Origin of the sequence: Oceanisphaera marina (assembly GCF_014643915.1) — a bacterium.
Lineage (GTDB): Bacteria > Pseudomonadota > Gammaproteobacteria > Enterobacterales > Aeromonadaceae > Oceanimonas > Oceanimonas marina.
In genome coordinates this window covers 159,260-170,731 of the sequence record NZ_BMKE01000004.1, presented here as the reverse complement: position 1 = coordinate 170,731, position 11,472 = coordinate 159,260, and the positions used below count along the sequence as shown (strand labels likewise).

General features: G+C 53.3%; 11 protein-coding genes. 3 read left to right on the top strand and 8 right to left on the bottom strand.

Annotated features, from left to right (window positions below):
- Positions 1-200 precede the first annotated feature (200 nt).
- Positions 201-1,091 carry a hydroxymethylglutaryl-CoA lyase gene (locus IEW52_RS04130; RefSeq protein ID WP_229667777.1) on the top strand — a complete coding sequence of 297 codons (891 nt, stop codon included), beginning with the start codon at positions 201-203 and terminating at the stop codon, positions 1,089-1,091.
- A 174-nt stretch (positions 1,092-1,265) separates the two neighbouring features.
- The gene (locus IEW52_RS04125) at positions 1,266-2,729 is read left to right on the top strand and encodes a carbon starvation CstA family protein (protein WP_188628808.1); all 1,464 of its coding nucleotides are present in this window, start codon (positions 1,266-1,268) and stop codon (positions 2,727-2,729) included.
- A 316-nt stretch (positions 2,730-3,045) separates the two neighbouring features.
- On the opposite strand, the gene mdh is transcribed toward IEW52_RS04125, so the two are convergent.
- The 5 genes from mdh to IEW52_RS04100 all read right to left on the bottom strand — a co-directional run bounded on the left by mdh (position 3,046) and on the right by IEW52_RS04100 (position 6,922).
- On the bottom strand, positions 3,046-3,981 hold the full coding sequence (gene mdh, locus IEW52_RS04120) for a malate dehydrogenase (protein WP_188628807.1): 936 nt from the start codon (positions 3,979-3,981) through the stop codon (positions 3,046-3,048).
- Between the two features lie 130 nt (positions 3,982-4,111).
- Positions 4,112-4,789, bottom strand: coding sequence for an arginine ABC transporter permease ArtM (artM, locus tag IEW52_RS04115; RefSeq protein WP_188628806.1), 678 nt, complete (start codon positions 4,787-4,789; stop codon positions 4,112-4,114).
- Entirely contained in the window at positions 4,782-5,429 is a 648-nt protein-coding gene (gene artQ / locus IEW52_RS04110; RefSeq protein WP_188628805.1) for an arginine ABC transporter permease ArtQ, read from the bottom strand. The genes artM and artQ overlap by 8 nt, the downstream gene beginning before the upstream one ends.
- Before the next feature lies 1 nt (position 5,430).
- Positions 5,431-6,120 (bottom strand): transporter substrate-binding domain-containing protein, encoded by a 690-nt coding sequence (locus tag IEW52_RS04105; protein WP_188628814.1) that lies wholly within the window; start codon positions 6,118-6,120, stop codon positions 5,431-5,433.
- Positions 6,121-6,184: 64 nt separating this feature from the next.
- Positions 6,185-6,922, bottom strand: a complete 738-nt coding sequence (locus IEW52_RS04100; RefSeq protein WP_188628804.1) for an ATP-binding cassette domain-containing protein — start codon at positions 6,920-6,922, stop codon at positions 6,185-6,187.
- A 133-nt stretch (positions 6,923-7,055) separates the two neighbouring features.
- On the opposite strand from IEW52_RS04100, the gene argR reads away from it, so the two are divergent.
- Positions 7,056-7,556 carry a transcriptional regulator ArgR gene (argR, locus tag IEW52_RS04095; protein ID WP_229667776.1) on the top strand — a complete coding sequence of 167 codons (501 nt, stop codon included), beginning with the start codon at positions 7,056-7,058 and terminating at the stop codon, positions 7,554-7,556.
- 94 nt (positions 7,557-7,650) lie between these two features.
- On the opposite strand, the gene IEW52_RS04090 is transcribed toward argR, so the two are convergent.
- The 3 genes from IEW52_RS04090 to IEW52_RS04080 are packed head-to-tail and all read right to left on the bottom strand — an operon-like array spanning position 7,651 to position 11,383.
- Complete coding sequence (locus IEW52_RS04090; RefSeq protein ID WP_188628803.1) at positions 7,651-8,712, bottom strand: ABC transporter ATP-binding protein; 1,062 nt, start codon at positions 8,710-8,712, stop codon at positions 7,651-7,653.
- A complete protein-coding gene (locus IEW52_RS04085) occupies positions 8,712-10,334 on the bottom strand; it encodes an ABC transporter permease (protein ID WP_188628802.1) in 1,623 nt (540 codons plus the stop codon). The genes IEW52_RS04090 and IEW52_RS04085 overlap by 1 nt, the downstream gene beginning before the upstream one ends.
- A 35-nt stretch (positions 10,335-10,369) precedes the next feature.
- Positions 10,370-11,383 (bottom strand): Fe(3+) ABC transporter substrate-binding protein, encoded by a 1,014-nt coding sequence (locus tag IEW52_RS04080; RefSeq protein ID WP_188628801.1) that lies wholly within the window; start codon positions 11,381-11,383, stop codon positions 10,370-10,372.
- Positions 11,384-11,472 lie beyond the last annotated feature (89 nt).

Genomic DNA, 11,472 nt, shown 5'->3' with positions numbered 1-11,472 from the left:
CACCTTTTGTGATGATATTTGAGTGGGTAACCCAAATATGGCGCGTAATGACGCCGGTTGCACAAGAGGTGTCCATCTCATCATCCATGTGGCGCTCAGCACATGGCCTCCCTGCCATGTGATGGTCGTCGGTGCAGCGCCCTTTATCCGCCTTTGCGCTAAATAGCTTGAGAGAGAATTGAAAGCGGTAACGGGGGGTGATGATGGAGTCTGTGACTTTGGTGGAAATGGCACCGCGTGATGGCTTGCAGCATGAAGCCAGCCTGGTGCCCACCGCCGTTAAAATAGAGCTGATTGAACGGCTGGCGCACTGTGGCCTGAGGCACATTGAGGCCGCCAGCTTCGTCTCTCCCAAGTGGGTGCCGCAGATGGCCGACGGCCAGGCCGTGCTGACCGGCATCAAGCGTCAACCTGGGGTGATTTACAGTGCACTCACGCCTAATCTACAAGGGCTCAAGGCGGCGCTGGCCGCAGGTGCAGATCAGGTGGCCGTGTTTACTGCCGCCTCCGAGTCCTTTTGCCAGCACAACATCAACACCTCTATTGCCGATAGTCTGGCGCGTTTTGCGCCGCTGCTGGCCCTGGCCAAAACGCATAACATAGCAGTGCGCGGTTATGTATCTACTGCCTTGGACTGCCCTTATGAAGGCCCGATTACGCCTGCGGCAGTAGCACGGGTGGCCAGTGCCTTGTATCAGCTGGGTTGTACGGAAATTTCGCTGGGCGATACTCTGGGCACGGGCACCCCGAAGCGGGTGCTTGCCATGCTGCATGCCGTGAGTCAGGAGGTGCCGATGGCGCAGCTGGCGGTGCACTTTCACGATAGCTACGGACAGGCACTGGCCAATATTTATGCGGCGCTGGAGCAAGGTATACGCATCATAGACAGCTCGGTGGCCGGTTTGGGTGGCTGCCCCTATGCGCCCGGGGCATCGGGTAATGTGGCCAGCGAAGATGTCGTGTATTTGCTGCAGGGCCTGGGAGTGCATGCCGGAGTGAACCAGGACGATTTAGTACAGACCGGCCGCTGGATAAGCCAGCAGCTGGGCCGGCACAACGGCTCCAAGACAGGGTTGGCCTGGCCCGAGTAACAGAGCCCAAAATCAATAAAATTTCAGTCAGCATCAGCCAGAGAATTTAGGTCCGGGTGGGAGGAAGCTTAATAATGAGTCTACGACTATAATCCAGTACTCAGCGGCAAGGAAGCATGCTACTTTGCCCAGAATATCAGTACCCTAAGCCCTTAATCATATGGAATTTGCGAAATGCTTATTTTCTTTGTCAGTCTTGCCGTACTTATTCTCGGCTATAAATTCTACGGTCCCTTTGTTGAAAAACAGGCGGGCATAGATCCCAAGGCTCTCACCCCTCAGCAGCGTCTGGATGACGGTGTTGACTACGTGGCCATCAGCCCTGCGAAAGCGTTTTTAATCCAGTTTTTGAACATTGCCGGTGTGGGCCCCATTTTTGGCCCTATTCTCGGCGCCATGTATGGTCCCATCGCTTTGGTGTGGATCGTGATTGGTAACGTACTGGGTGGCGCAATACATGACTATTTTTCGGGGGTCATGAGCCTGAAGGAAGATGGCAAAAGCTTACCGGAAATTGCAGGCCACTATTATAACGTGGTGTTCAAAGGCATTATGCTGGTTTTTACCGCCATGCTACTGTTTTTTGTCGGCGTGGTTTTTATCATGAGTCCGGCCGGGCTGTTGAGTAATTTATCCTATTTTGAAGGTACGTTTTTAGCGGGTAACAGCTTCTGGGTACTGGTCATCCTGGGTTATTACTTTCTGGCGACCTTGCTGCCTATCGATAAAATCATCACCAAGCTGTATCCGCTGTTTGGTTTGTTGATGATAGTGATGACTACCCTGATTGCCGGTGCCTTGTTACTGGAAGCGCCGCATCTGCCACAGGCAGCCGATGTGTTTGCTTACTTTGATAGCCATAGTCATGAAGACTTGTTAACGCCTAACCCGGATGGTTTACCCGTGTGGCCGCTATTGTTCCTGACCATCACCTGCGGTGCCATCAGCGGTTTTCACTCCACCCAGTCGCCCATGATTGCGCGTTGTCTGACCAATGAAAAATACGCACGTCCGGTATTTTATGGTGCCATGATGTGTGAAGGTATCGTCGCCTGCGTATGGGCGTTGGCGGGTATTGCGGCCTTCCCGGGTGGTTATATCGAGCTGAAAGCCATGCTGGCTCAAGGCGGCCCGGGTCTGGTGGTTAACCATATTGCGACCAGTTATCTGGGCGTGGTAGGTGGTGTAATGGCGATTCTGGCCGTAGCCGTATTCCCGATAACTTCTGGCGACACTGCGTTTCGTTCATTACGTCTGACCATTATGGATGCGTTCAAGATCTCGCAAACCACCCTGCACAGACTGGCATTGGCGGCGCCTTTGCTGGGTATCGCCTACTTCATGACCTTCCTGGATTTTGCACTCATCTGGCGCTATTTCGCCTTCTCGAACATGCTGCTGTCTACCAGCGTGCTGTGGCTCGCCACCAAATACCTGTTCGACCGTGGTACTTTCCACTGGGTGGCCAGTCTGCCGGCGGTAGTCGGCACGGCGATTACTGTGTCTTACATCACCACCAACCCCATTGGTTTAAATTTACCAGAGCAGTACAGCAATCCGATAGGCGTAGCGACCGCCATCGTCTGCTTGTTTGGCTTGGTGCTACAGCATAAGAAGCGCCCGGTTACTGCCCAGTAAACCCAGCCCTTCAGGCAGCGGTAAGCCATAAGCTGTGAATAAAAAAGGTAGCGCCTGGCGCTACCTTTTTTGTTTGTGTGCACATAATCGATTTCGTATATCAGAAACTGCTGCGCAGGTTTTAGCAGCTAAAGCAGCTACTACATTCATGCTGTAGACATATAGCACGGATGTAGGCACTGCTTTAGCTGTGCAATATCGCAACACGATATCCTGGCTCCGATGTCTCATATATCGCTATAGCCCACAAAAAACAAAAAGGGAGCCGAGGCTCCCTTTTTTAATGAACTGCTTTTAATGGACCAGGTTCGTTAGATTACTTAACGAACTCTACGCCTTTGGCGATATCGCCTTTCAGGGTGTCCAGCATCTCGTTCATGGCGGCTTCTTCGAAGGCGCTCAGCTTGCCGTAAGGCAGTACTTTTTCTACGCCGTTCTTACCTAACAGCACTGGCTGTGCGAAGAACTGGGCGTGCTCGCTGCCGCCGTCTACGTAGGTGCATTCAACCACGTCGGCTTCGCCCTGCATGGCTTTCGCCAAAGACAGCGCAAAACGACAGGCCGCCTGACCCATAGACAGAGTGGCTGAACCGCCACCGGCTTTGGCTTCTACCACTTCGGTACCGGCATTCTGGATGCGGTGGGTCATCTTCTCGATTTCTTCATCAGAGAAAGAAGCGCCTTCAACCTGAGACAGCAACGGCAGAATCGTCACGCCGCTGTGGCCACCAATAACAGGTACTTTAACGTCAGCTACGTTCAGGCCCTTGGCTTCGGCAACAAAGGTTTCAGCACGGATGATATCCAGAGTCGTAATACCAAACAGCTTGTTCTTGTCGTAAACACCGGCTTTTTTCAGCACTTCGGCGGCAATGGCCACTGTGGTGTTTACCGGGTTGGTGATGATACCGATACAGGCTTTAGGGCAGGTAGCCGCCACTTTTTCAATCAGATTTTTCACGATGCCGGCGTTCACGTTGAACAGGTCGGCACGATCCATACCCGGCTTGCGCGCTACACCGGCAGAGATCAGAACTATGTCGGCGCCTTCCAGTGCCGGCGTTGGATCTTCACCGCCAAAACCCACTACGCTGACTGCGGTTGGGATGTGGCTGAGATCGGCGGCAACACCTGGGGTAACGGGTGCGATATCGTACAGGCTTAATGCAGAACCGGCAGGCAGGTTATTTTTTAACAGCAGGGCCAGAGCCTGGCCGATACCACCGGCGGCTCCAAGTACGGCAACTTTCATAGCTGAACTCCGTTATTATTGGGTTGTTAGACGTTTCCTAATGCTTTAGCAACATAGCGAAAGCACCGCGGAAACACAATGGTTAAGGTAATGTAAAACGCCTGATTGTGAAGTCGAAAGACTCCTCTCATCACCCGTTCGTCTGAAATTTCAGCGCTCTTTGTTCCAACAGGCGAAACAAAAAGGTGAGCACGCCGTTAAGCACCAGATAAATCGCGCCCGCCAGACCGAATACCACCAGGGTGTCATAGGTCTGACCGTTGAGTCGCTGGGCCAACCCCATGATCTCCATAATAGAAATGGTACTGGCCAGCGAACTGCCCTTGAGTACCAGCACCACTTCGTTGGAGTAAGCCGGAATCACCCGGCGCATGGCGTGGCGCAGCTTCACGCTCAAGGCTTGCCAATCATTCATGCCCAAGGCCCGGCAAGCCAGGGTTTCGCCTTTGGGGATAGCGTCCAGTGCGCCTTTGAACAATCGACAGGTATAGGCTCCGGCGTTCATTCCCAGGGCCAGAATGGCGCAAAACATCGGCTCGCGCAGATAGGTCCAGGCCCAACTGTTTTTCACCCACTCAAACTGGGCCGGACCGTAATAAACCAGAAATATCTGCACCAGTAATGGCGTACCTGTCAGCAACAACAAATAGCCCTCGGCCAATTGTGCCGCCACCGGCAGACGTTGTTCCAGTATCCAGGTCAAGGCGAGCGCTATTATCAGCCCCAGCAACAAGCCGGCACTGGTGATCTGCAGAGTGATGGTCACCCCCTGCAGCAAGGTTGGCAAATAATCGAGCCAATCAGTCATAACGCGTTACCCGAGTTCGCAGCCGCTTCAGCCCTTGTTGGCTAAGCACGGTAATCACTAAATAAATAAGCGCCGCTATGCCATACCAGGTAAAGGGCTCGTAGGTACGAGAGGCCACGGCCTTGGCCTGATACATCAAATCGTGTACGCCAATCAAAGACACCAGAGCGGTATCTTTCAGCAACACCAGCCACTGGTTACCCAGCCCGGGTAGCGCATGACGCCAGGTTTGCGGCAACACTATGTGTGTAAAGGTGTAAAGCACAGGCAAGCCCAGCGCTTGTGCAGCCTGGCGTTGCCCTTTGTCTACGGCATTCAAGGCTCCACGCAAGGTTTGCGCGGCATAGGCGGCAAACAGCAGGGAAAGTGCCGTTACGCCACACCAGAACGGACTGAATTCGATATATTCGCCCGTCAGCAAAAACAGGATTTGGGTAGACCCGAAATAGATGAAAAACACCACCAGTATTTCGGGCAAGCCGCGCAGCACAGTGGTCAGCAAGGTCACCGGCCAGCGCAACAGCGCAAAGCGGCTCATTTCCCCACCACAAAACAGGATGCCCAGCACCAGACCTATGGCTAATGACACCAATGCCAGCCCCAAGGTCATCAGGCTGGCATTCATTAGATGAGTCAGCATATTACTGAGGGAAATACTTTTGGTAGAGGCTGTCGTAGGTGCCGTTGTCCTTTAGCTGGTTCAGACCTTCGTTCAGCTGATCCAGCAGCGCCTGGTTACCCTTGGTTACCGCAATACCAAAACCGGTACCAAAGTAGTCATCATCGGTAATGCGCTCGCCCAACACTGCGTAGCCCTGGTTTTTGGCCAGCCAGTCACCTACCACGGCGGTATCGGCAAATACCGCATTGATGCGGCCATTCCCCATATCAAGCAGGGCATCTTGCACACTTTGATACGGGCGAGCCGCCATGCCGTCGGCTTCCAGCTTGTCTTGAATGTATTTCTGATGCGAGGTGCCATTCTGCACGCCGACCGTTTCTTTTTTCAGGGCATCCAGATTGTCGAATTTGTCGGTCGGGGTAACAAAGACCGCCGAGTTTTCATAATAAATATCGCTGAAGTCCACCTGCTTGGCCCGCTCCGGGGTAATGTCCATGGCGGCAATGGCGGCGTGATAACGGCGAAACTTCAGGCTGGGGATCAGGCTGTCGAAGGCCTGGTTGTGAAAGCTGCAGTCCATTTTCTGGACTTCACAAATGGCTTTGGCCAGGTCGATATCGAAACCCTGCATCTCGTTGTTTTCGTCAACGAACTCAAATGGCGCATAGGCGGCATTGGTCACAAATTTCACTTCGTCGGCCTGAGCCATTCCTGCGCTGGCCAAGAGCGCCAAAGATAATAATGTTTTGTTCACGATAATGTCCTTATTGTCATTAATGAGTTAAAAACTCGGTGAGTCGCTGAGTGCCGGGATGGTCAAGCAAACTGGCATCGCCATACTCGATTAAACGCCCCTGTTCCAGATAAGCCACTTTACTCGCCACCCGGCGGGCAAAGCCGACTTCGTGGGTCACTATCACCTGAGTCATGCCGGTTTTGCCAAGCTGCAAGATAATCTCGGCCACTTCTTTGGTAATTTCCGGATCCAGCGCTGCGGTGGGTTCATCAAACAGCAACACATCAGGATCCATCATCAGGGCGCGGGCAATGGCCACTCGCTGTTGCTGGCCACCCGACAAGGCACCCGGCCAGGCATGACGTTTATCGCTCAGCTTCAATTGACCCAGTAACAGCCCAACCTTATCCTGCGCTTCACTTTTGTTCATGCCCAATACTTTCAGCGGCGCTTCCAGCAAATTTTGCTCAACTGTGAGATGGGGCCATAAATGATACTGCTGAAACACCATGCCCACCGAGCTTCGCAACTGCTGCGCGCGCTTGTTCAAGCGGCCATGGTGGGCGTCTGGAAAAGAGAATGTCTGATCAGCTATGATTAACTGGCCGGAATCTGGAACATCCAGCAGGTTCATCAGCCGCAATAAAGAACTTTTACCTGCCCCGCTAGGGCCAAGCAGAACTAATGTCTCACCGGCATCGCATTTGAACGATACTTGGCTTAAAATTTCCTGACCAGACCAGGACTTGCAAATGCCGTTAAATTCTATGCCCATGCGCTATATTCACATCATCTGTCAGAGTGTTTGACTGATTTTATTTTGCATGGCTGTTAATGCAAGCTAATTCTGCATCTTTATGCAATATAAGTGACTAATCCTTGATAAAAAACCATGACGGATAGACAATATGCCTCATTCAACCACGCTCAGTCGGCTGCAAACTATGAACGAAAAGCAAGAACAACTGGTTAAGGCCTTTAAAGCCTTGCTCAACGAGGAACGTTTTGGCTCACAGGCAGAGATAGTGACTGCGCTGCAGGATGCAGGGTTTGATAACATTAACCAGTCAAAAGTCTCGCGCATGCTGAGCAAGTTTGGTGCCGTGCGCACCCGTAATGCCAAGACGGAAATGGTGTATTGCCTGCCGGTAGAGCTTGGCGTCCCCACCAGCAGCAGCCAATTGAAGAACCTGGTGCTGGATGTGGGCCATAACAGCGCGCTGATCGTGATTCATACCAGCCCGGGGGCAGCCCAGTTGATTGCCCGCATGCTGGACTCCCTGGGTAAGGCGGAAGGTATTCTGGGGACCATAGCGGGCGACGACACCATTTTTATTACCCCCACCCACGACACGCCCATAGCAACGCTGTACCAAAGCGTACTCGAGTTGTTTGAGCAATATGTGTAGCGCCTGCTACCAACCAGCACCTAAGGAACGGATCTATTCAGCGGCTCGGTAAGACCGAACGACGAGCCCCTTTAGAGCCGGGCCGTACTGCTTTTCAAGCAACGGCGCGTTGGCCTTGGCGCTCCGGGAAAAAGGTCAGTGCATGGGGCAGAACTTTTACGTGCACCTGACTCACCGCAGGCAGCGGCTCGTTGGTGCTGACCTCCAGGCGCAGGCTCTGGCACTCCACCACACAACGGGTATGAGTGCCTAAGAACTGTTGTTCAACCACGCATCCATTGCCCTGTTCGGTCAGGGATAGCTGTATTTGCCGCGGCCGCAACATGAGCTGTCCTGTGGTACCGGGAGCGGCATTCAGTACCGCCTGGCTGGCAACGGGCCCCATGGGGGTCAGTACCGTCTGGCTGTCGATTACGGTGGCGGGCACATAGTTTGCCAGACCGAGGAAGTCGGCCACAAAGCGGTTTTCCGGCTGTTGATACAATACCTGGGGACGCCCCACCTGCTCGATATGACCGCTGCGAAATAATGCCAGGCGATCGGAAAAAGCGAAGGCCTCTTCTTTACTGTGCGTCACGAAGATGGCCGCTATGCCCTGCCCTTTCAGCAAGTCGCGAATTTCGCTGATCAGGCGCATACGTACCTGAGTATCGATATTGGAAAAAGGCTCATCCAGCAACATCAGTTGGGGTTTGCCAATCATGGCACGGGCGATGGCCACCCGCTGTTGCTGACCGCCAGATAGTTGATGGGGATACCGCTCCCCTAACTCGGCCAGGTTCACCAGCGCCAGCACTTCTGCCACCCGCCTCTTGATCACCGCCTTGTTGCTTTCTTTGCACTGCAAACCAAAGGCCACGTTCCTGGCCACGCTTAAATGCGGAAACAGCGCATAATCCTGAAAGATCATGCCGATGTTACGACGCTCCGGTACCACGGCAAGGCCATGGCCGTTCATTGGCTGGCCGTGAATCTGGATCTCGCCCTGAGTAACGGGCAGCAGACCGGCGATGGCCTTGAGCAAGGTGGTTTTACCGCATCCGCTGGCTCCCAGCAGACACATGATTTCGTTATCGTCGACCTGCAACGAAAGATTATCCAGTATCGCCTTGCCGTTATAACTACAGCGCAGGTTTTTTACGTCTAATGCCGCCATCAGTGTTGTTGCTCCAATGATCGGTTCAGGAAAATCAGCGGTATCAAGCCAACCAGCACGATCACAATGGCGGGCAAAGCGCCCAGCTCCAACTGCTCGTCGGATACAAACTGATATACATAAGTAGCCAGTGTCTGAAAATTAAAGGGCCGCAGCAACAGCGCCGCCGGCAGCTCTTTCATGCATTCGATAAATACCAGCAAGGCACCAGCCAGCATCCCCTTGCGGATCAGCGGCATATGCACCTTCATCATCATGGCGCCGGGGCTGTAGCCCATGGTCTGGGTGACCATGTCGAGAGACGGCGACACCTTGGCGAGGCTGCTTTCTACCGAACCGATGGCCATGGCACCAAAGCGTACCAGATAACCAAAGGCAATCGCGGTCATGGTGCCGGTAAACAATAACCCCGGCTCGGTGACGCCCAACCACAGGGCGGCGTCATTAATGGCAAAATCGAGGCTGGTTAACGGCACCAGCACGCCAATGGCCAATACCGTTCCCGGCAGGGCATAACCCATGGAAGCCAGACGCATGGGCACAACCGAGTAGCTTTTGCCGGACAGCCGGTGCGTCATGCCCAGCAACAAACCAATCATCAACGCCACCCCCGCCACCAGGGCCGAGAGCAACAGACTGTTAAAGCTGTATTCGAAAAACCGGCTGTTCCAGGCCTGATCGAAATAGTGCACGGCGTGATAGCAGAGAATGACAAAAGGCAATAAAAAGCCCAGCGCTACCAAGGTCCAGCAAAACAGCAGCGCGCCCCACTTGGCCACGCCCGTTAACTGATAACCGGTTTGCTGCTCGTGGCCCATGTTTTTTTGAAACACCTGCTGGCGCTTGCGGCTCATGCGCTCCATGCTCAGCAGCAACATCACCACCAACAGCATGATGGCAGAGATTTTAGCGGCGGCATTCAGGCTGCCATAGCCCAGCCAGGTGTCATACACGGCTGTGGTCAGGGTATTCACCGCAAAAAAGTTCACGGTACCGAATTCGGCCAGGGTTTCCATGGCCACCAGCGACAGGCCCACGGCAATGGAAGGCCGTGCCAGCGGCAAGCTTACTTTCTTGAAGCTTTGCCAGGGAGTGCAGCCCAACAGCCGACTGGACTGAATAAGACTGGTGGACTGTTCCATAAAGGCGGTGCGCGCCAGCAGATACACATAGGGATACAGCACCAGCCCCAAGATCAACGCGGCACCACCCAGGGTGCGAATGGCAGGAAAATAATAATCGGCGGCCGACTGCCAGCCAAACCACTGGCGCAAGCTGTCTTGCACCGGTCCGGAGAAATCCAGCAGGTCCGTATAAACAAAGGCGACAATATAAGAAGGCATGGCCAGCGGCAGGATCAAGGCCCACTGCAGCCAGCGTTTACCAGGCAGTTCGCACATGGCCATCAACCAGGCGGCAGGGACACCGCACAACAAGCTGAAGCTCATCACCAGCAACACCAGCCAAAAGGTATTGCTGATATAGGTAGGCAGCACTGTTACCCACAGATGATGAAAGATATCTTCTGTGGGTAACAGTGCTTCATATATAAGTGCCGTAATAGGCAAAGTCAGCAGCAAGGCGAAAACCCAGCTGCTGACCGTCCAACCTGATCGTTTCATTGACAACTCAAAACAGGGGCCTGGCCCCCGTCTTTTTAAAGGTCGTATTTAACTTCGTCTACCAATTGCACTGCGGTTTTAGCATGTTTTGCTACATCAACCAGCGGGCGTTTATCGGCATCGAAATCACCCCAGCTTTTCACCAGATCCGATGGCTCTACGCCAGGCTTCACTGGGTATTCATGGTTGGCAGACGAATACAGGTGCTGTGCTTCGTCACCGGCCAAAAACTCCATCAGTTTAATGGCTGCTTCTTTATTCTTGGCATGCTTGGTCAGCGCGACCGCAGAAATATTCACGTGAGTACCACGATCTTCCTGATTGGGGAAGTTGATGTATACGGCTTCTGCCGCTTCACGCTGTTTCTCGTCGCTCAGCATCACGCCGTAGTAATAGCTGTTGCCCAGTGCATAATCACATACACCGTCCTGAATGGCCTTGATCTGATCGCGGTCGCCACCTTGAGGCTTGCGAGCCAGGTTGGCTTTTAAACCTTCGAGCCAGGTTTTGGTGTATTCCACACCGTGCTCATCAATCATGGAGGCCGTCAGCGCCACATTATAGGGATGTTTACCGCTGCGAGTACAAATTTTTCCCTTGTACTTGGGATCGGCCAGCTCTTCGTAGGTAATATCTTCACGCTTGCCCACTCGGTCTTTTGAGCTGTAAATGGCACGGGCTCGTGTGGTCACGGCAAACCATCGTCCATCGGCATCACGATACTGGGCAGGAATGCTGTCTTCCAGCACCTTGCTGTCAACCGGCTGGGTCAGGTCTTTATCAACCACATCCATCAAACGGCTAACATCAACCGTCAGCACCAAATCTGCCGGTGACAGACGTCCTTCACGCTCCAGACGCTCGCCCATGCCGTCCTTGATGAAAACAACATTCACGTCGATGCCGGTTTCCTGGCTGAAGGTATCGATAATCGGCTTGATTAAAAAATCCTGGCGATTGGAGTAAACGTTAACTTCTTCGGCGAAGGCCTGGCCGGTAAAGCTCGATACCAGTAATGCCGCTGCTGACAGGAATAGCTTGTTAGACATCATCAAGATCCATTTAGTTGAGTGAGAACAATTAACATTCAGCAGTATACTCAGGCGCCATTGGGAAGCAACCTGTAACTTGCATCGAA